Origin of the sequence: Cupriavidus sp. USMAA2-4, assembly GCF_001854305.1 — a bacterium.
GTDB classification, from domain to species: Bacteria; Pseudomonadota; Gammaproteobacteria; order Burkholderiales; family Burkholderiaceae; genus Cupriavidus; species Cupriavidus malaysiensis.
Map to the genome: position 1 here is coordinate 199,294 of NZ_CP017750.1, position 22,035 is coordinate 221,328.

Annotated in this window: 8 protein-coding genes; 5 read left to right on the forward strand and 3 right to left on the reverse strand. The window is 71.1% G+C overall.

The window, feature by feature from the left end:
* Positions 1-89: 89 nt before the first annotated feature.
* From BKK79_RS37045 to BKK79_RS37055, 3 genes are all read right to left on the reverse strand, one after another.
* On the reverse strand, positions 90-1,262 hold the full coding sequence (locus BKK79_RS37045; protein WP_198173446.1) for a substrate-binding domain-containing protein: 1,173 nt from the start codon (positions 1,260-1,262) through the stop codon (positions 90-92).
* Positions 1,263-1,986: 724 nt separating this feature from the next.
* Positions 1,987-2,454 (reverse strand): hypothetical protein, encoded by a 468-nt coding sequence (locus BKK79_RS37050; RefSeq protein WP_157128686.1) that lies wholly within the window; start codon positions 2,452-2,454, stop codon positions 1,987-1,989.
* 107 nt (positions 2,455-2,561) lie between these two features.
* Positions 2,562-15,095, reverse strand: a complete 12,534-nt coding sequence (locus BKK79_RS37055; protein WP_157128687.1) for a filamentous haemagglutinin family protein — start codon at positions 15,093-15,095, stop codon at positions 2,562-2,564.
* 465 nt (positions 15,096-15,560) lie between these two features.
* Here BKK79_RS37055 and BKK79_RS37060 point away from each other — a divergent pair, with 465 nt between their 5' ends.
* Genes BKK79_RS37060 through BKK79_RS37080 form a run of 5 tightly spaced genes read left to right on the forward strand, consistent with a single transcriptional unit; the run spans position 15,561 to position 22,035 of the window.
* Entirely contained in the window at positions 15,561-17,465 is a 1,905-nt protein-coding gene (locus BKK79_RS37060; RefSeq protein ID WP_071040686.1) for a capsular polysaccharide export protein, LipB/KpsS family, read from the forward strand.
* A complete protein-coding gene (locus BKK79_RS39810) occupies positions 17,462-18,766 on the forward strand; it encodes a capsule biosynthesis protein (RefSeq protein ID WP_084085774.1) in 1,305 nt (434 codons plus the stop codon). The genes BKK79_RS37060 and BKK79_RS39810 overlap by 4 nt, the downstream gene beginning before the upstream one ends.
* Positions 18,763-20,049, forward strand: a complete 1,287-nt coding sequence (locus BKK79_RS37070) for a glycosyltransferase family 4 protein (protein WP_084085776.1) — start codon at positions 18,763-18,765, stop codon at positions 20,047-20,049. Before BKK79_RS39810 ends, BKK79_RS37070 begins: the two co-directional genes overlap by 4 nt.
* Positions 20,039-20,824 carry an ABC transporter permease gene (locus BKK79_RS37075; RefSeq protein ID WP_084085777.1) on the forward strand — a complete coding sequence of 262 codons (786 nt, stop codon included), beginning with the start codon at positions 20,039-20,041 and terminating at the stop codon, positions 20,822-20,824. Before BKK79_RS37070 ends, BKK79_RS37075 begins: the two co-directional genes overlap by 11 nt.
* A 14-nt stretch (positions 20,825-20,838) precedes the next feature.
* Positions 20,839-22,035, forward strand: coding sequence for a hypothetical protein (locus BKK79_RS37080; RefSeq protein ID WP_071040689.1), 1,197 nt, complete (start codon positions 20,839-20,841; stop codon positions 22,033-22,035).

Here is a 22,035-nt window from a genome sequence, read left to right on the forward strand (position 1 = left end):
AAAACAAGGGCGGCCTGCCCGCGAGGGCAAGCCGCCTTCTACAAGGTAACCCCCGCGAAGTTCAGCGGGGTCGGACCAGCGAGCTGCGATTAGCGGCCCTTACCACCGCACTGCGCTTGCGTCGACAGACCAATTTGCAGGCTTTGACCGTCACCCGTACCGAGGAAGGTCGCCGTCGCCGCGTCCACGAAGGCATCCGGCAGCGCGATGAACTGGTGGTCACCGATCGCGGTCTTGACAGCGGCATAGCGAGCGTGGAAGCGGTCGAAGAATTCACGCAGGACCAGGGTTGCGTTGCCCAGATCCGCCGCAGCGTTGTAGCACTGGCTCAAGATCAGGTTGGTCGTGCCAACGATCGGGTAGCCTTGCGACGGGTTGCTGACCACCGGCACCCACTTCGTCGGGTCGGTGCGGTTCGCGCCGGTCGGCGCCAGCAGGGCGGCGCTCAGCGCCAGCGACACATCGCCGTTGCCGGCCGGCAGGCGGGCCGGAGCGCCCGACTCGTTCTTGTTGTACAGGCCGGCCACCGGCTTGCTCTGGATGAAGTCCGGGCTCACGTAGCCGATCGTGCCGTCGGCGGCATCGATGGCGGCGCGCACGCCGGGGTTGCCGGCGGCGCCCACCCAGTTCGACGGCTCAGCACCCACGTGCGCGGTAGTGAACGTGGTGCTGGTGGTGAACACGCTGCTGCCGCAGACGGCTTCCAGGTGGCGCGTGAACAGTTCGGTGGTGCCGCTGCTTTCCGAGCGGAAGACCACGTTGATCGGGCCCGAGGCCGACGAGATCTGGTTCCAGTTGGTGATGGAGCCACCGAACACGCCGCACAGCTGGGCCGAGGTCAGGTTCAACGACGACACGCCGGCCTTGTTGAAGGCGACGGCCACCGAGGTGGCGACGGCGGGCACCTGGATCAGCTTGCCAGCCGTGGCGGCCACGGTGCCGGCGTTGTAGTTGCTCAGCTCGGTGGCGGAGATCACCGAGTCGCTGCCCACGAAGTGCACCGGCGAGGCGTGCGAGGTGTTGCCGTTCAGGTACCACTGGTCGTTGTTGAAGAACGCGTTCTTGCCCGCGCCGCTGCCCACGCCCACGTAGCTGAACAGATTGGTGCCGCCGGCGGCTTGGGTGTCCTTCTGCACGCGCACGTCGGTGTACAGGTTCTGCGGCAGCGTGGCGCCACCGGAAACCAGAGCGGCCATCGAGGCCGAAGCGGCGCCTGCGCACAGAACGGCCACGGCGGCCTGGATCAGATTGCGATGATTCACGTTGAACTCCAGATTGAAAAGTGGAACTAACAATGAAACGAAGAGAGCCATGAGAAAAACGGACAGGGATCCGGATTTCCCCCTCGCCGCACAGTGCCTCCCGGTACCTGCGCGACAAGCTCATTTCAATCCAGTTTCGTGAAGTTGACGCGACCCAATCTCCGTAGAATTCCGGCGCACCGGCGCACCGGCGCACCGTTCCGGCGGACCGGCCATGTCTGCAGATGCCGTCAAAGGATGGTTCCGGATCGGCCCTCTCGCCGGAATCCCGCGCCAAGCCTTGATTCAATGCGCTCGCCGAGGCGTGCGCCTGGCACGCAACACCCCAGAGGACAGACTGCCGGATGGCGGCGCCAATAGCATGCGGACCGACTAGTTTCCTAATCCCGACTCCTCCGGCAACACAATACGATGGAAACTGAATGCAATGAACCATCGATATAAATTCCATTGTGTGATAAGACCTATTACCTTCTTTTTTTATATATTTCCGACTCAATGTAAATGACGTTTTTTTAATCCAGATATTCATCTTTTTTCCGACGCGAGCAATGCGCCACGCACCGAGGACGGGAGGCAGGGTCGGCGGGAGATGCTGGCGCAGAGAAGCGGGATAGGGAATCATGGCAGCAGTGTCCCGCCGGGCGGCGCGCGCCCGCCGCGCTCCGAGCGGCGAGCGGAGAGCGGAGAGCGGAGAGCGGAGAGCGGAGAGCGGAGAGCGGCGTCAGCCCTGCGGCACAGGCAGCGCGTTGAGCAAGGCGGCGAGTTCGGTCTGCAGGCTACTGTCGCGCGGCGCTGCGGCGGCAGGCTCCGCGGTCTGTGCCAGCGCGAGCAGCTCCTCTACCTGGCGGCGGAATTCGCGATCGGCGGCGGCGGTGCGGTGGGCAGCCTTGAGCGCGCGCGAGCGGTCCGGGCGCTTGAGTGCGGCATCGCGTGCACGCTGCGGAGTCCAGCCGGACAGCTCGAAGCTGCCCTGGGGAATGCCCAGCTCCTGCAGCAGCCGCATGGCGGAGGCGGGATCGCGGAAGGTGCGCGGCTTGCGGTCGGCCACGGCGACCAGGGCCACGCGCGTGCCGTCGCGGATTTCAATGTCGATGGTGAAGACATCGCCGTACGCCCGCAGGATGGCGGCACGCACCCCGCCGGTGCGCACTGCCACGCCTACCTCCGAGACATCCATCGCCTCATGCATGGCGCCTCCCGTGACGGCGCCAGGCGCGCCGCAGCACGTCCGCCACGGCGCCGGTCGGGGCAGCGGTGCACGGCCCTGCGCTGCCTCGCCTGCGCGCCGGCCTATGCCTATTGCCCGTCCGCATCGCCGCCGAAACCGAGCACCTGCACCGAGACGATCGACGGCAGCCGCCCGCGGGTGTCGGCGGCCTGCTGGCGCAGCGCATCCTGCGCGGTCTGGGTCGCCGAACTGGCAGCGGCGCTGGCCGAGGCCAGCGCGCCCGCATTGGGCGCGGCGGCAAGCTGCAGCCCGGTGGCCGAGCCCTGCGCCTGCACGTTGGCGGCATTGACCACTTGCAGCGCCGCCAGGTTGACATTGCCCGAGACGCGGATGCCGGCCTCGCCGACGTCGATGGTGCCCAGCGGCGCGATCAAGTCGACCGCCCCCGGCAGGATCGACGGGATCGGATTGAGCGTGGCGATGCCGGCGCCGGAGCTGGGCGCGGTGGGCGCCAGCGTGACGTTGCCGAAGGCGTCGTAGACGCGGCTCACCGGCGGGTAGACCAGCGTGGTCTTGCTGCCGCGTCCGGCATTGATATCGCCCTCGGCCGACCAGCCGAGGATGTCGCCGCCATAGGTCGTCATCACGCGGCTCTGGCCGAGCAGGACGCTGCCTCGCGCGTAGATCTGGATATCGCCCGCGCCCTGCGTGACCACACCGGCGCTGGCTGGCGGCACCACACCCTCCACCCCCAGCACCGCCTTGCCGCCGGGCGCCAGCAACTGGATCGCACCGCCGAAGTCGGTGCGCACGCCGGCCGCGCCGAACATGGTGAAATCGCCGGCATAGCGGATCGGCTGGCCGCTGCTGTCCCGTTCCGGGAACAGCGTGGCGATCGCCTGCCGGCCCCGCAGATAGCTGCCGGCGCGCTTGCTGGCCGCATCGTTGTACTCGCGGCCGCCGGCGCGCAGTTCGCTGAAGTAAACCTGGCGCAGGAACACTTCCCGCTGGCGTGCCGGCAGCGCACCGAAATACTGCAGTGCCTGCGCCACCGTGCCCGCGAACTGGTAGCGCTCGCCGAGCCAGCCCACCAGTTCCGCTTCATAGGTCCATGCGACCTTGCCGGCATTCTCGGCGCTGTCCAGCGGAAAGTCGGCATTGGCCCGGTTGGCGGGATCCAGGTAGCGCCTGGAAAGCGCGCTGTAGTCCGGCCCGCCGGCGCCGGCGCCAGCCTGGATCACGATGCCCGCGCCGCGGGAGCGGTCGCCTGCCGCGCCGGCGCCGACCGGGCCGATGCTGGCCAGCGTGCCCTTGTCTTCCAGCAGGATGCTGCGGCCGGCGCTCACCTCCAGCGTGCCGGGTCCCGCCACGCTGAAGCTGGCGTGCACGATATCGCGGCCGGCGGAGACGACCGAGATATCGCTGGGGTTGTTGTGGACGAGCAGGTTGCCGGTGGACTGGCCATACGTCAGCTCCGACTGCGGTGTGCCGGTCGACGTGTTCGGCGCCGTTCCCGCCCCGAGGATGTCCCGGCCTGCCATGATCCAGACTGGCTTCGCGCCCACCAGCCACGTCGATACCGACCGGTTCGCACTTGCGCCGAATCGAAGGATCTCGCCCGTGCGCAGATCGACGATGTCGCCATCCAGCGCGTAGAAGCGGGCAGGATCGCCATCGCCGGCATGCAGGGTCCCGCTCGCGGTATCGGCGGCCAGCGCGAACAGCGGAAATGGATTCGTGCTGCTTCTCCGCACGCCTTCCGCACTGACGTTGCCCACGGCTGATGTGGCGCCAAGGCCGACATAGGCCGGCCGGACCGGCGAAGGCAACAGTGCCGGATTCGCCCCCGATATGTCGACGGCGTACGGCCCGCCATAAATCGAGTTGCCGGCGAGGAACTCCAGTTGGCCCTTCGCCGACGGTGCCAGCAACAGCGAATAGGCCAGATCCGCCGCGGTCTGCCCTCCCCCGACGGCCGAGCCATAGTAGAGGCTGCCATTGGCCGCGACCGCGCGAAGCGTGCCGGGATAGACGAAGCGCCCGTCCGTGGCCGCGTAGTCGCCCTTCAGTACATTGGCGACATAGGCTTCCCGCAATTGCGTGCTGGGCGTCAGGTTCCCGCCGGCGGCGAACAGGTCGATGGCTGTCCGCTCCGTCCACAGCGAGAACCACGACAGGCCGCCACCGGCATACGTGGTGCCGTTCGCGGTCGATGGCGTGGTATTCCATGCACGTACGCGGCCGGCATCGGCCGCCCCCCCCAGCACCAGGTCGCCACGCGTGTCCAGGCGCACGGTCGCGTCGCCCGGTACGACGACGATGCCGCCATCGGCGACGGACACGCGCGCGGTATAGGGATCGGCACGCAACGTATTGCCCAGGCCATAGTTCAGGGCGATCGTGCCGAGGGCCCCCGCCTTGAGGCCGATACTCCCCCGCAGATCGACCAGCGCGCCTTGCAGGTCATGCTGGATATTATCCAGGTTGAGGGCATTGAACGCATAGGCCGTATTCAACCCACCGCCGACATGCAGGCTGAGATCGCCGCCGCCGGTCAAGGACAAGGTGCCATCCCGCCCGACACGTCCGGTGCTGCCGACCGCCGCGACCAGTGCGCTGCTGAAGGGCGCCGTTTCCCGGACCGCGCCGCCCGGCGGCCGCCCGATCATGCCGGCGTCGCCGCCGGATGTCAGCGCCACGTTGCCGCCGCCCAGCGCGCCGAACCCCGTGAAGCCGACCACGTAGGCGTTGCTGCCGGCTGGCGACTGCGGCACCTTGGCATAGGTGCCGAAGTTGATCCACCATGCCGCCGGGATGTCTCCCCCGCCCTGCCGCCACAGCCAGTTTCCGACCGAGGCGGATGGCCCTTGCCGCGACGTCTGGCCGCTCAGCGCCGTCGAGGCGCTGCCCAGCACCTGGCCCGCGAGGTCGCCCTGGGCCTGCACGAACAGATTGCCGCCGCTGTCCGGGTAATATGCCTGGTAAGCGTCCGCAGTGCCCACCAGCGCTTCATAGGCCACGCCATTGGCGCCCAGCACCGAAGTGCCCAGCCGTCCGGTTTCGTCGACGCTCATGCCACGCGGCTGGTTGTAGGGGTCCACGCCCACCGCGCCAACCGTGCGCGACTGGGTGCCTGCCGTGTACACACCGAACAGCGATTGCATCGACAGGTCTCCGCCGGCCAGCATGTCCAGGTCGCCGGTGCCGGTGCGGATCACGCTGAAGATCGTTCCCGCCGTCCGTGCTTCGCTGCTCATCTGGTAGTGGCTGTCTGCCATGACCAGGTTGCCGCCGCCATCGAGGCCACTCGCCGCGCGCATCCCGCGCGCGTCCGCCGCCTGGAGATCCGCACCGGCAACCAGGCGCATGTCCCACGACTGGGAACCGGCCGGCAGCATCGGTGCCACCGCCCACAGGCTGCCCTGCGTACCGCCGGCGCCGACGGGGCGGGTGGATGGCAGATAAGCGGACGACGTCAGCTGCGTCGTGCCTGCCGGAATCACTGCCCCGGCCTCGACCCGCGTGTCGGTGGCAAGCCTGACCGTGCTGGCACTGTAGAACGATAGCGAAACGTTGGCCGGCACGGTGGAACTGCGCGTGGTCAGGGTTCCGGGGCTGCCAGGGGACACCGGCGGCAGCGTGGTGCCGGCGCCGAAGATCGATCCGGCCGGGATCGGCGCGGCCACCGTATCGCCGGCCTGGTACAGCAGCACGCCCGTGCTGCTCCAGATGGACGCGGTCGCCACCCATCCCGTGGTGCCGGCCGGCACCGACAACGTGCTCCCCGACACAAACTGCGCCGGAATCACCACACCGCGGCGGATCGCCATGGAACCCGCCGTGATGCCGAAATTGAGGGTCTCGGTGGTGCGGAAGGTCGCACCGCTGGCGATCAGCACCGGCGTCGACAGCACCAAGGGTTGCGCCAGCGTGGCGTTGCTGAGGTTGCCTTCGACCTTGAACACCGTATTGAAGGGGATGACGTCACCGGCCTTGAGCAGCGCGGATGCGGCCAGGGTCACGTTCCCGCCGAGCGCGTCGAGCGGCGCCCCCTTGGGCCAGGTCATCGCCTGGATTTCCATCGCCACCGGCAGCGCATTGCCAGTTCCGATGACGGTGCCGCGTCCGAGCGTGCCGGCGGGCACCACATCCCCCTTGTGATAGACCTGGCCCGCTGCGGTGCGGACGTCGCCGCCCGCGATCCAGTCCGTGGCCACGGCATAGTCGCGATTGAGCGTCACGCCGACCGGGATCGCCACCCCCGCGCGCAAGGTCGACGCCCCGATCTGGATGTCGAACGTCAGCGCGCCGCGGACCGAATTGAACTGCGTGCCCGCGCCCAGCATCATCGCGCCCGGCACCGTGATATTGCTGCCCACCACGTTGCCGGTGTCGATCACCCACCCGTTCTCGTCGAGCTTGTTGCCAGTCTGCGCCGGCGGCGCGAATCCGTCGTTGATGCTGCCGTGGATGCTCAGGTCGCCACCGGCACGGATCACCAGCGCGCCGGGCTCGCCCGAGCCGCGTAGTGCCGGGTTCGCCGTCGGTCCATAACGATAGCCGGACAGGTCCAGGTCGCTGACGACGCGCAGGTCCCCGTCCGCCGTGGCGCTGACGATCTCCACGCCTGGGCGTACATGCAGCGTGCCGCCCTGGCTGTCCGTGAGACCGCGCAGCCGGCCTTGCAGGCTGGCATTGCCGAGCGCTGCCGCCATGAAGGCCTGGCTGTCCGCATCGAGCCGATCGAGATACCCCTGCGAGATGTCCTGCACCGGACGCCCATTGCTGCCCGGCGTGCCCTGCGGGGCATCGTCGTAGCGCCAGAACGCATTGACAGCGATCGATTTCGCCCCGGAAATCACCGGCGTGCCCTGCACGTCGATGCGGATATCGCTGCCGCGCGCCGCATCGCGCGATGCATTGAGGTTCAAGGTACCGCGCGCCACATTGTCGGCCGCACGCAGGTCGATCGTGGCGCCGGGCGCCAGTGTCAGCATGGCGTCCTTACCGCTGACGGTGAGGTCGACGGTAGCGCGGTTCGGCGCATCGATCGCCTGCCCGTAGCTGTCGACGCGCAGCTCGCTGCCATGGGCGTCGAGTTTTGCGGTACTGGCCAGGTAGAGGCCGTCGCGCGCCGCCAGGCGAATGCTGCCCGGCTGCGCGCCGCTGGCGTCGATGGTGCCGTTGACTGTCAACTTGCCCCCGTCAACCGAAATCGAGACCGCATTGGCCTTGACGCCATCGCCGATCACCAGGTCGCCCTGCTTCACGGCGAAGCTGCGCGCGCCGGTCACGCCGCCCTCGCTCAGCCGTTGGTTGAGGCCGCTGAAATCATCGAGCGCCTGGGCGCGTACCTCGATGCGCCCGGCCTGGAACGGCACCAGGGTGCCGCCCGCGTCGTAGCGGCCCGAACTCGTGCCGAGGATCGAGCCGGCCAGGGCCACCTGGCCCGCGCCCGCGGCAGTCGCGGTCACCGACATGCTGCCCGCGGCGTTGTCCTGCGCGGACAGGTCGATCACGGCGCCGCGCGCCTGGCTGACGTTACCCTGGGCGCTTTCGATGACCAGGTCACCGCCCCAGCTATAGCGCGTCACATCGAAGAACGTCTTGGCACGGCCGGCCAGGTCGATGCGCGAAGCATCCTGCAGCGCGATGTCGTGCTCGGCTTCAAGGGTCAGCTTGCCACTCGGCAAGGCGACCGTGCCGGCCACGTCGATGCGGTCGGCCTTGAGCTTCAGTTCCGCGCCGAGCGCTGCGGCGCCGACCGGTGCGGCCCGGGCGCCGGCCGGTGCCGCGATGGCCAGCCGCCCGCCAGCGGTCAGCGCGTTGACCGATCCGGCCTCGCCGCTCAGGAGCGGTGTGTTGAGCGCCAGATTGCCGCCGCTGTATTGGTAACCCTTGCCGGCCTCGTAGTCGCCTTGTGCCTGGTACACGGCCAGGCTGCCCTTGTGATTGGCCGTGATGCGCTCGCTTGCCGTCAGCTTGACGGTATCGAAGCCCAGTGCCATCCGCCTTACGGTCTGGCTGGTATCCGGCCGCGTCTTGCCGCCATAGCCGAAGACGATCTGGTCGGCCACGATCTCCAGCGTGCCGCTGCCCGTGCCGGGCGCCCCCCTGGCCACGGCCCCCGGCACGGCATCCGCCACGCCGTTCCAGACCAGCGTGCCGGTGGACAGCATGGCGCGATCCCCGGCACCGCCCTGCCCCTTGATGAGCGGCGTGGTCAGCACCAGCTGGTCGAGCGTGGATTTGCCGGTCCCCGGGTCGATGGTGGTCAGGTTGGCGCTGCCGTAGAAGTCCAGCTCGCCGGCCGCCAGGACCAGGCTTTCCAGCGCAGGCGCGCGCTTCTCCGGATCGCCGTTCAGCAGCCGGTCGAGCAGGCCCTGCGTCAGCTTCAGGCCGCCGGCGGCGGCGCCCGCCAGCGCTGCGTCATTGCCGATATGCACGGCCGGCACGGACAGGACGAGGTTGCGCGTGCCGAAGCGCGCGTTGTCGTGCAGGTTGAAGTCCACCGCGGTGGCGACCGTGATGGTGCCGTCCGAGTAGAGCCCGGCCTTGCCGCCGCAGCTTGCCTGTGCGCAGGCGCCGACCTCGATGCGGCCACGCTTCTGTGCCGTCTCGCCAGCCACCGACGGCAGGAAGTCCAGCCAGCCGTTCGAGACCGCGAGCACGTTGCTGGAGTCCGGTGCGTAGAAGTATCCAGCCGTCGAGTCGTAGGCCACCGCGCCCTTGCCAAGGGTATTGATCTCGGCCCCCGCCTCGACCACGACGTTGCCCTGCGAGTTGGAGACGAGAAACACTTCAGGGGCGCTCAGCGTGGCCTTGTCCCGCAGGATGACCTCCGCGGACTTCGCCACCCAGCCGACCCGGTTGCGTTCGCTTCCACCGATCCCTCTCAGGTCCGTGCCCATGTCTCCGCCGACCACCAGCCGCGCGGCGCCGAGGGCGTTCAGGTCACCCGCGCGCACCGAGACATAGCCTGTCGTCGGCAAGCCGGCGTCATCGCCGACCACTTCAAGCTTGCCGTCCGGCACCGTATAGACGGCTGCCGTACCGCCATAGCCGCCGCTTGCCGGCGACAGCCTGGTTACGCCTTCCATGCGCAAGGCCCGCGCCGAACCCGGCTCGGCGGCAAAGCTCAAGGTCAGCGTCCTGGCGTCCTCCGGCAGCACGGGACGGACCGTCCCTTGCCTTGCCGCGTCCGCCGTGGCGAATTCGCGGTAGCTCGTCTCGTTGTACTGGGAATACTTGCGCACCGTCTCGCCCGGCGTCAGCGTGAGCTGTGTCGGGACGGCATTGCGGATGCCGGTATTGGCGATGCTGCCGGTGCCGGTGGCGGCGTACGAGCCGTTCGGCAGCGCCACCACGCCCGTCGCGCCCAGCGGCGCGGCGCCACCGAGTTCGACGCGGTACGCGCCGGGCAGCAATGCATAGTACGCGGGCATCAGCGTGTAGGTGCCGGCGGGCAGGCCCGGCACGCCGGCCGGGATGGTGATCTGCTGGCCCACCGCCGGGCGCGAGCCGGCATAGCCCGAGGCCAGGTCGGGCGGCGCCACGGGGGCCGCGCCGGCCTGCGCGCCGGGCACGATGGCATATACCGGGTGCGCCGACAGCACGGGCAGCGTGAAGCTGCCGCCGGCGCGGTCGTACTGCATCAGTGCATTGAGCAGCGTGTCGGTGGAGCCGCCGCGCCCGCTGACGAAAGCCGCGCCGGTCACGGTGCCGCCGCCGGACAGGTCGAGCAGCGAGCCGTGCTCGGAGGCGATCGACTGCCCGGCCAGCAGGATGCCGCCGGGCGTGGACGGGAAGCGGACGTCGGCGCCGTTGTATTTGTAGCTTACGCCGTCGGTGGTGCCGCCGTAGGGCGCCACCAGGCCCGCCGCGCTGACCGAGGTGATGCCGCCGGGCAACAGGCGCACGGACTCGGTACGGGCATTGCCGTAGCCGTCCGTGCCGAGCTGCAGGGAGCCGAGCGGTGCGCGCACGATGCCGCCCTGCTCGACGTGGGGTGCGGCCAGGATCAGGGCGCCGAACAGCGACAGCGGCGCGCCGGGGTCGTCGGCGCCGTTGCGCGCCACCGTCAGCGTGCGCCCGTCGGCATAGCTGTTGGAGCCAGTGTAGCCGGCCAGCGCGCGCGCGTTGGCGCCGGTGGTCGGATAGACCTGCGCCGCCGTCAGCGCCAGGTCGCCTGCTGTCACCAGGCTCGTATTGATGCCCCCCGTTGCGCCCACCACGTTGGTACTACCCGCCACGAAACGGATATCGCCCTGGCTGTCCAGCGCCACCAGATCGAAGCCGCGCCGATCGACGCTCTGGCTGGTGCCGGCCAGCGCCAGCGTTTCCTGCACGCCGAAGCTGACGCCGTCGCGGACATCGATCAGGCCCGCGCGCACGCCGAAGCGCGCCAGCGTCGAGCTCTTCGACACGCCGCCGTTGACCACCGGGAACAGCCTTTCGCCACCCACCGACGTGACGCCGCCCACCAGTACGTAGGGCGCCTGCAGATCGATGCGCGCATCGGCGCCCGAGGTTTCCGCCAGGCCGATCACGCGCTGGCGCAGTTGCAGCGACTGTCCGAGTTTCAGCGAGACGTCGCCGTCGAAGGTTAGCAGGCCGTTGGCCAGCAGGCTGAGATTGTCGAAGCCGCCGGCCTCGATCTTGTCGACGCCGAGGTAGGCCTTGCCGTACGCCAGCGCCGGATCGGCGGCACCGGGAGCCAGCGTCGACGACAGGCCGCTGGCACGCTGGGCCTGACCGAGCACGATCTCGCGCGGGGTCAGCACAGCGGCAATGGGATTGTCGTTGCGATTGAAGACGGGCGTCTCCAGCGACACCGCCAGCGTGCCACCCGCGGCGCCCATGCCTCCGGCGTGGGCACGCAGCGTGCCGTCCAGGTACACGCCGTCATAGGAGCTGAAAGCAATGGTGCCGCCCCGGCTGGCCACCGGGATCGCGGCGGACGCCGGCCCGGACGCCTTGCGCGCCGCCAGGCCGGTCACCGCATCGAGTTCCGCATGCGTGCCCGAGGCGTCGAGCACCGCGCCCGGACGTAGCACGATGAACGAGTCGGTCGCAGCGACCTGGCCATCGTCCTGCGTGCCGCGCGCGCCGATCACGATGCGGCCGCCATCGGGCACCAGGCCATAGATGCGCCCGGCGGCGTCCCGCCGCGTCTCGGCACGCGCCGCGACATCGAGGACCGCATTGTCGCCAATCCAGATCGAGCGGGCATGCCCGCTCGCCTGCGCCTGCCGCTCCGTGGTGTTCTGCCCCAGCACGGCGATCTCGCCGCCCCAGGCATCGAGGCGCCCGTCGATGGTGATCTGGCCAGGGCTGCTGAGCGCGATCGAGCTGCCGGCATCGACGCCGAGGCGCGCCCCGGTGCCGATCTGGATCTTGGCGGAGGCAGTCTGCTGCTCCACGGCCACCTCGGGCACCACCGACTTCAGCGTGAGGGTGGCAGCACCGCGCTGCGAGAGCCGTCCCCTGGCCGGATCGTCCAGATAGGCGGGCGGGGTCCACAGCGTCATGGCCGCGGACGGGTCGGCCCCTCCGGCGACGTGGTGGGCGTCATCGTGGAAGCGGTAGACCGGCATCTCGACGCTGAGCCGGGCGCCGGGTGCCACCGTCAGTCCCTGGTAGCCGTTGATGTCGTAGGCCGAAAAGCCCTGGCGGAAGAAATCCTCGCCCAGGCGCACCATGCCAGCGGCATCGGCCGCGCTGTCGGCGCCGCCGATCAGGACCTCGCGGCTGGCCAGCGTCAGCTTGCCGCCGGTCACGCCGTAGCCGCGCACGGTGCCGTCCAGCGTCATCGCGGCGCTGCCCGGGGTGCCGGTACTGGCCAGCACGCGGTTGGCCTGCAGCGTGACGTCGCCGCCGCGCCCGCCCGTGCGCTTGCCGTTGACAAGCACCGCGCCGCCCGAGGAGGTATCGATCACGCTGCCGCGGCGCAGGTCCATGCCGCCGGTGGTGTCGAGCACCACGCTGCCGCCGTGGAGATAGGCGAGATCGTTGACGCTGTCCGGGTCCAGCCACAGATTGGCCCAGGCCCCGCGCGTGTTCAGCACGGCACCCTCGGCCAGCACGATCATCGGGTCGCCGCTGGCCGGCGTCAGGCCGAGCTGCAGCGGCGCATAGATATTGCCCAGGCGGATGCTGCCGGCCTGCGCAGTGAGCGCGGCGGCCACCTCGATATGCGGCGCGACCAGGCGCAGTTCGCCGCCGCGTGCCAGCGTGAGCGGCGCATTGACCGTGATACCTGCCGCGCTTTCCACCGACAGGCCGCCCAGGCCCGCGCGGCTGAGGGCGGCAGCGTCGAACAGGGCGTGGCCGGTGCGCCCGGCCGGCAGCGCGTCGCCCGCCCCCATGCCGGCGGTCACTCCCGCCACCTCGCCGAACACCACCTCGGTGGCATAGGGCCGGGGCTGCACACCATTGAGATTGGCCAGCGCAAGCTGGCCCGCCAGCGCCACGGTGTTGCCGGTGACCTTGTAGCCGTCGCTGATACCGGCCAGGCGCTGCCCGGTCTGGCGCTCGCCCTGCAGCACATTGGCCTGGATATCGCCTTCCAGCACCGGCGTGGCGCTGTTGATCACGAGCTTGCCGGCGTCGCGCCCGACCAGGTAGCCACGCTGCCACCGCGCCGCCGGCGCCAGCGCCACGTTGTAGAAGCGGTCGGTCACGCCCCAGCGCGCGTAGTCCACCTCGAAGCCCTTGTAGATGCCGCTGTACAGGATGTCGCCCGGAGCGCGCGAGACGTCGTAGAGGCGCCCGTCCGGCCCCCTCACCCAGGAGGTGCGGACCATGCCGTCCTGGTAGGCAAGCGAGCCGCCGGCCAGGTTGATGCTGGAGCCGGCCTGCGTCACCACTTCCTTGCCGCCCAGCGTGAGCGTGCCACCGACCGCCGCCCATTCGGCCGCGGTATGCCCGGTGGTGCCGAGATAGCCACCGACCTCCAGCAAGCCGCCCTTGGTGTAGTAGCGGTCGGTGGCGTAACCGTTGGTGCCGGCCGGCACGAACACCAGGTCGCGCACATCCACCCACACATCGCTGTTGTTGAGCCTGGCGCTGTCGCGATTGCCCGCGGCGTCGCGCTGCTCGTTGCCCTGCACGTTGATCTTGAGGTTGTTGCTCTCCATCGCCACCTTGACGGCAGTGGCCCCCGACACATCGAGCCTGGCGCCCTCGGCGACGAAGGCGCGCCCGCTCGCCGCCACCGCCACCTGGCCGCCGGTGGCCAGCGTCAGCGAGCCCCGCTCGAACACCACGTTGGCGCCGCTGACGATCTCGACGCGCGACTGGTCGCGCCGGTCGGCCAGTGTCGCGAGGTTATCGAAGGCCGGCGGGATCGACGTGCCGTTGGCGCGGATGGCATCCTGCTCGGTCGACTCCTTGATCAGCGCATCGCGCTGGCCGTCCACGGCGGTCTCGGTACTGTCCTCGATCAGCACCGCGGTCACGCTGCCGGGGCCCAGCGTGACGCTGCCGTCGGCATCGCCGGCCGAGTTGAGCAGGTGGATGGTGCCGCGCTGGCTGACCGAGGTGGTGGCCACGGCCACGCCGTCCTGGCGCACCGCATGGCCGGCCAGGGTGATATCGCCGCGCTCGGCCTGGATCACACCGGTGTTGGTGACCGCGCCCGCCGCGCTGCCGGGCAGGCGCTGCACGGCGATCTCGTTGCCGCGCGTGGTGGAGACCTGGTTGCCGTCGCTGCCGTAGCCGCGCCGCACGATGAAGGCATCGCCGGCGGCGAGCTGCGCTTGCCCGCGCGGCGTGTTGATGGTGCCGGCGTTGTGCACCTCGCTGCCGGCCAGCAGCGCATAGCCACCGCCCTGCGTCGCCGACTGCGGCGCGCGCGTCGACAACTGCGCACCGGCTTCGACGATCAGCTTGCCGCCGGCATCGGTGAAGCTCGGCGCGAAGCCACTGGTGGCAGCCGCGCTGTACAGGCCGTTGTCGCGGAACTGCGCGTCGCTCATGCGCGCGGCGGCGGCCACCAGGTTGCCGGTATCGACCTGGCTGGTGCCGGAGAAGACGATGCCGTTGCGGTTGAGCACCATGACCGTGCCGGCGCCGCTCAACTGCCCCTGGATCTGGCTGGGGCGCGCGAGCGGGTCGTTGACGCGGTTCAGCACCGCCCAGTTCGACTGCTGGTCGAAATGCAGCGCGGTGTTGCGGCCGATGTTGAAGGTTTCCCAGTTCAGCAGCGCGCGCTCACTGGTCTGGCGCACGCCCACCAGCACGCGGCCGGTGGCGGGGTCCACGCTCTGGGTGGGCCGGTCGGCGCCGCTCCAGCCTGCGGTAAGCGGGTTGCCATCGACCTTGAGGCCGCCTTCGGCGAAGCCGTCCGGCACGCCGCCGCCGGCGCGCAGGGCGTCTTCACGCGCCTTGCGCTGGGCTTCGGCGGCCGCCGCGGCGGCCTGCGCCACCTGGCCGAGGTTGGCGATCGACAGCCGCGTCTGCTCATTGAGCTGCTGGATCTGGCGCGCGGTCAGGGTGGCGCCGAAGGCGGTCATGGTGCCGATGCGGGCGGCATCGGCCGCCGCCTGCCTGCCGGCCTGCTGCTGGATCCAGGCCGCGTTGAAAGCCGGCCCCGAGGCCGCCGCCGGCGCGGACCAGGCCGCCATCGCCAAGGCCACCGCGCCGGCGATGGGACGCGGCACACCACGCCAAGGATACGCATGGGCGCGCCGATGGCCGCGCGTTCTGACCTTCTGCAGCTTGTTCATTGCCTGGATTAGGGTGGCCGTAAAACCGCGGCAGATTGCAGACCGGCGGTGACGCGTTCGTGACCGGAACTGGGCAGATTCCCCCGAAGCCGCGCGCCACAAGGGTTGGCGGAGCACGGCGTAAATCGCGCCGGAGCCGGCGCGGCGGCCGCGGCCTGCGCAGATTCTGTCGCCATCGTTTCACACGGCCCTCCGCCCCCGCTGCCACTCCGCCCCGCCTGCACGCCAGCCACGCGCGCCCGGCGCGCGGCGATCTACGCAGATTCCGCCATATCCGAGACGCACGGCCTGCCTAGCATCCGTCCTCGCCCGCCGTCTGGGCCTGGTCCAACCTATTCGTACCTGACCCGCGCCCGACTCGCGTCCGATCCGCATCCGATCCGCTCCCATCTCGCGTCCATGACATCCAACGCCTTGCCGCAGGAGGAAGTGCCTTACGCCACCGTTCTCGCCCCAGGCCTGCGCCGCGCGCCGGGCGTGCTGGCCGCACCGGACTTCGACTGGAAGGGAGCGCCCCTGAGCGAAACACGCTTCGCGCGCGCCGGCAACGCCGCGCGGGGCTGGATCGACGCCGCCCTCGACGCCATGCCCGCCTACGCCGACGACGGTCCGCATGCGCTGGCCGAGGCGGTGGTCACGGCGCGCGTCGGCGGCAGCTTCTGGGGCAGCGATCCGGCGCCAGCGCTGGCCGCACTGGCAGCACCGGCGCCTGCCGGGTCGCCGCAGGCGCGACCCTTCGCGCTGTTGCGCCCGGGCAACCTGCGCCAGGCCGGGCGCATGCTCGCGCTGGCGCAGCAATGGGCGCTGGCGCCTTGCCTGGTGATGCCCGGCAGCGCGCACTGGAAGAGCGCGCTGCACGCCCGCGTGGAAGCCGGCCACGGCGTGCTGCTGCACGACCCGGTCGACCCCTGGCCCTTGCTCGACCACTGCCGCCACGTGATCGTCGACGGCAACGATCCGGTCGGCTTCCTCGCCCTGCTGCGCGGGCTGCCGGTCACCTGCGTGGAGTCCGGCTACCTGTCCGGGCGCGGCCTGACGCAGGACCTCGGGGCGGCCGAGTGCAAGCCCGCGCGCTCGCTGGCCCAGCTCGCCGAGGCCGTGCTGCGGCAAGGCACGCGCTATGTCGATCCCTTCAGCGGCCAACCCTGCGATTGCGCAGCGGTGATCGAACTGCTGGCCTTCTGGCGCGGCTGCTGCCACCAGAACCGCGAAGTGGCCTGCTGCACCGGCATGGCGCTGTGGAAGCGGCGCGACATCGCCCGCTTCTTCCACAACGGCACGAGCGCCCCGCCCTTTTTCGCCGGTGCGCGCCGCCCCGTGCTGCACGCGGCCAGGCACGGCGGCGCGGTGGCGGTATGGGCCACGCGCGCCACGGACGAGCTGGCCGCCCATGCCGCCGCGGCTGGCGTGCCGCTGTGCCGTGTGGAAGACGGATTCATCCGCTCGCACGGGCTGGGCAGCAACCTGTTCCCGCCGATGTCCATCGTGGTGGACCGGCGCGGCATCTACTACGACCCGGCCAGCGGCAGCGACCTGGAAGTCCTGCTGGCCGCGACCGAGTTCACGCCGGCCCTGCTGCGCCGGGCGCGCACGCTGCGCCGCATGCTGGTGGCCAACCGCATCACCAAGTACGGGCGCGCGGACGGCGCGCAGGCGCAAGGCAGCGAGGGCCTGCCGCTGCTGCCCGCCGGGCGCCGGCGCGTGCTGGTGGCGGGCCAGGTCACCGACGATGCCTCCATGCGCCTGGGCGGCGCCGGCATCGACGGCAACCTGGAGTTGCTGCGCCGCGTGCGCGCTGCCGAGCCCGATGCCTTCATCGTCTTCAAGCCGCACCCCGACGTGGAAGCGGGCCACCGGCCCGGACGGCTGAGCGAGGCGGAGATGCTGGCCCACGCCGATCTGGTGGCGCACGGCGTAGCGCTGCCGGCTCTGCTGGACGCCGTGGATGCCGTGCACGTGCTGACCTCGCTGGCCGGCTTCGAGGCGCTGCTGCGCGGCCGCGAGGTGATCGTGCACGGCCAGCCCTTCTACGCCGGCTGGGGCCTGACCACCGACCTGGCGCCGCTGGTCTGGCGGACCCGCCGGCTGGTACTCGACGAACTGGTGGCGGGCGCGCTGCTGCTCTATCCGCGCTATCTCGATCCGCACACCGGCCTGCCCTGCCCGCCCGAGGTGCTGGTGCAGCGGCTGGCGCAGCAGCGCCGCGCGGCCGCCGGCGCGCTGACACGGCTGCGGCGTCTGCAGGGACAGCTGCGGCGCGGCCTGCAGGCCATGCAGGCACGGCTGGCGGAAGCCTGGTCATGACCCGCCGGCACGCGCGCGTCTTTCTCTTCCTGCAGGGGCCGCCCGGCGCCTTCTTCCGGCGCCTGGGCGCAGCCCTGCGCACGGCCGGTCACGCCGCGCACTGCGTCCATTTCCACGGCGGCGACGCGCTCGCCTGGCGCGGCGGACACGGCGCCGCCTTCCGCGGGCGCGCCACCCGCTGGCCGGACTGGTTCGCCGCGCGGCTGGCGCGGCTGGGCGTCACCGACCTGGTGCTGTTCGGCGACTGCCGGCCGCTGCACCGCGCCGCCATCGCCATCGCGCGCGCGCGCGGCGTGCGCGTCCACGTGTTCGAGGAAGGCTATCTGCGCCCCGACTGGGTGACGCTGGAACGCGACGGCGTCAACGGCCACTCCACGCTGCCGCGCCAGCCCAACTGGTACCGCACGCGCGCCGCCGCGCTGCCGGCGACGGAAGACCTGCCAGCGCAGCCTGGGTTGCCCGGACACTTCGGCGAGCGGGCGCGCGCCGCGGTGCTGTACTACCTGGCGGCCTTCTTCTCCTGGCCGCTTTATCCGCACTACAGCACGCACCGGCGCTGGCACCCGGCACGCGAGAGCCTGGGCTGGGCGCGCCGGCTGCTCGGCCGCGCGGCGGCGGCCCGGCGCGACGAGGCGGCGCGGGCGCGGCTGGCCGGACACGACTACTTCCTGTTCCCGCTGCAACTCGATTCCGACTATCAACTGCGCGTGCACTCGGCCTTCGGCGGGCTGGAAGGCGCGCTGGACGAGGTACTGCGCAGCTTCGCCATGCACGCGCCGGAAGGCCTGCTGCTGGCCGTAAAGGCCCATCCGCTCGACAACGGCGTGATCGACTGGCGCATGCGCACCCAGGCCGCCGCTGCCTGTCTCGGCATCGGCGCGCGCCTGGTGTGGTTCGACGGCGGCGACATCGCCGAGCTGAGCCGGAGCGCGCGTGGCATGGTCACCGTCAACAGCACCAGCGGCACGCTGGCGCTGGCCGCCGGCGTGCCGGTGCGCACCCTTGGCCGGGCCGTCTACGACCTGCCCGGGCTGACCGACCCGCAGCCGCTGGCCGATTTCTGGCGGGCGCCGCGGGCGCCCGACCCGGCGCTGTTCGATGCCTTCCGCCGCGTGCTGGCCGAACGCTGCCTGCTGCACGGCGGCTTCCACAACACCGCGGCCATCGAGCGGCTGCTCGACGCGGCCTGCCGGCGCCTGCTGGAAGCCGGCGACAGCGCGCCAGCTGAGCGGGCCGCGGCGCAGGCCGCAAGCGCGGACGGCAACGGCCGCGCCGACGGCGGAGCGGAGGCGCCGGCATGAGCCGCCCGGACCTGCTGCTGGACATCACGCGGCTGCTGCGGCGCGCGCGCCACGCCACGCCGACCGGAATCGACCGCGTCGAGATGGCCTATGCCCGCTACCTCGCGCGCCATGCCGCCGAGCGGCTGGTCTACACCGCCTTCCATCCCGGCGGCTGGCATGTGCGCCTGCCCGCCGCGGCGGCGGCGCGCTTCCTGCAGGAAACCACGCGCCGCTGGCGCGGCGAGCCTGCGCAGGCGCGCCGCAGCGCGGCCGCGCTGTGGGCCCGCCTGTGCCTGACGGCGCCTGCCGCGCCGGCGGCGGTGGGCGCGCGTCCGGCCGCCTACCTGCTGCTGTCCCACACCAACCTGGAGCGCCCGGCCGCGGTGGCGCGCGCGATCGCCGCCGAGCGGGCCCGGCTGGTATGCCTGGTGCATGACCTGATCCCGCTCACCCATCCGCAGTTCGCGCGCGCCGGCAGCGAGCGCCTGCACCGCACGCGCCTGGGCACGGTGGAAGCACTGGCCGACCTGGTGGTCTGCAATTCGCAGGCCACCGCGCGCGCGATCGGCGCGGCGCTGGGCCGGGGCGCGCGCCAGGCGCGCATCGTGGCGGCCCCGCTGGGGGTGGCGCTGGACTGGCAAGATACCCAGGCCTCCGCACGCGCGGCCGGGACGCTTGACACCGCCGGCACCGGCGCGGCGCAGCCGCCCGCCGCCGCCCCCTATTTCGTCATGCTCGGCACCATCGAGCCGCGCAAGAACCACATGCTGATGCTGCTGGCCTGGCAGCGCCTGGTCGAGCAGTGCGGTGCCGCCGGCGCGCCCCGCCTGAAGCTGATCGGACGCAGCGGCTGGGACAACGCCCATGTGCTGGGCCTGCTGGAGCGCACGCCGGCGCTGCGCGGCGTGGTGTCGCTGTCCGGCCGCGCCGGCGACCGCGAAGTGGCGGCGCTGCTGCGCGGCGCGCGCGCGCTGCTGATGCCGTCCTTCGCCGAAGGCTTCGGCCTGCCGGTGGCCGAAGCGCTGGCGCTGGGCGTACCGGTGATCGCCAGCGACCTGCCCGCTCTGCGCGAGGCCGGCGGCGCGGCGCCGGAATACCTGGACCCGCTCGACGGCCCGGCCTGGCTGCGGGCCGTGCGCGACTACGCGCCGCCGCACGCGCCGCGCCGCGCCGCCCAGCTCGCCCGCATCGCCGCCTGGCGCGCGCCCAGTTGGGAGGCACACTGCGGCACCGTGCTGGCCGCCATCGACAACCTGCCCTATCCACCGCCAGGTGGACCGGAGACCTGCCTTGTCCGCTGAATCGACGCTGCGCCACGGCCTGCGCGTGCAGCTGCGCGTGATCGGCGCGCTGATCCTGCGCGAACTGCACACGCGCTACGGCCGCGAGAACATCGGCTACCTGTGGCTGATCGCCGAGCCCATGCTGCTGGCCGGCTCGGTCTCGCTGATCCACCTGGGCGACCCGCACCACCGCGGCGGCATCCTGCCGGTGCCATTCGCGCTCGGCGGCTACTGCGTCTTCATCATCTTCCGCTCCATCATCACGCGCGCCGAGGGCGCGCTGCACGCCAACCAGCCGCTGCTCTACCACCGCATGGTGACCATCTTCGACATGCTGGCCGCACGCGCGGTACTGGAGACCGCGTCCAGCACGGCGGCGCTGTTCTTGCTGCTGGCCGGGGCCTGCGCGCTCGGCGTGGCCGAGCCGCCGGCCCGGCCGCTGGTGCTGCTGGCCGCACTGGCACTGATGAGCTGGTTTTCCTTCGCGCTGTCGATGATGGTGTGCGCCGCCACCTACGTCAGCAAGATGGCGCACCGGTTGATCCATCCGGTGGTCTACCTGGCGATGCCGATGTCGGGCGCCTTCTTCCTGCTCAAGTGGATTCCGGAGCCCTACCGCGGCTGGCTGTCGTGGGTGCCGCTGACGCAGATCTTCGAGCTGCTGCGCATCGGCCAGTTCGAGAGCTTCGACAGCCCCTACGTGGACCCCGCCTACCTGGTGGCCTGGTGCCTGGCGCTGACGCTGGCGGGCCTGGCCTGCCTGCGCATCGTGCGGCGCCACATCCATCTCTGACTCCCCGTGCTGCCATGACCGCCGACGCCACCCACCCCGCCCAATCCGCGCCCACCGCCGACGGCCTCGCGTCAGCGCGCGCCGCGGCCACGCCTCCGCGCCACGCCGGCTGGGCCGCGCGCTGGCGGCGCCAGCGCTTCTTCCTCGCCACCGTGGTGCTGCCCACGCTGCTGGCCGCCCTCTACTACTTCGGCTGCGCCGCCGACCAGTACGAGTCCGAAGCGCGCTTCGTGGTGCGCTCCACCCAATCGCAGCTGCCCAACGCCGGCGGCGGCCTGGGCCAGATGCTGGGCCTGGCCGGAGTCCTCAACGACGCCCAGGCGCAGTCCTTCAGCGTGGGCGACTACCTCGCTTCGCACGACGCGGTACGGGCCCTGCACGACCGCCTCGACCTGGTCACGCTGTTCCGCCGGCCCGAAGCCGACGCGCTGTCACGCCTGTGGTGGGCCGAGCCGAGCCCGGAGACGCTGCTGCGCTACTACCGGCGCCAGGTCACCGTCGCCTTCAGCCAGGACACCGGCATCACCACGCTGCGCGTGCACGCCTTCCGTCCCGACGATGCGCGCGCGCTGGCGCGCTGGCTGCTGACGCTGGGCGAGGCGCGCGTCAATGCCTTCAACCAGCGCGCCGTCGAGGACGCGGTCCGGGTGGCCGCCGCCGAGCTGAAAGAGGCGGAGGCCCAGGTCATCGAGGCACAGCGCGCGCTGACCTCCTTCCGCGTCGGCCATCGCGACATCGATCCCGAGAAAACCGGCGTGGGCCAGCAGACCCTGCTCGGGCGGCTGGAGGAGGCGCTGGCGCAGGCGCGTGCACAACTGGCGGCGATGCGAGCCACGGTGGACGCCGACAGTCCCCAGGTGGTGGCGCTGCGCGACCGCGTGGCGGGCCTGGAGCAGCAGCTCGCGGCGCAGAACGCCCGCCTGACCGACGCGCAGGGCACCGCGCCGCGCATGGCTGACTACCAGCGCCTGCTGATGAAGCAGGACTTCGCCGCCAAGCGCTACGCGGGCGTCGCCACGGCGCTGGAGACGGCGCGCGAGAACGCGCTCAAGCAACAGCTCTACATCGTGCGCGTGGTCGAGCCCAACCTGCCGGTGCGAGCGCTCTATCCGCGCGGCGCGCTGATCGTGACCAGCCTCTTCTTCAGCCTGCTGGTGGCCTATGCCATCGGCTGGCTGATCGTTGCCGGCGTGCGCGAGCACGCGGCCTGA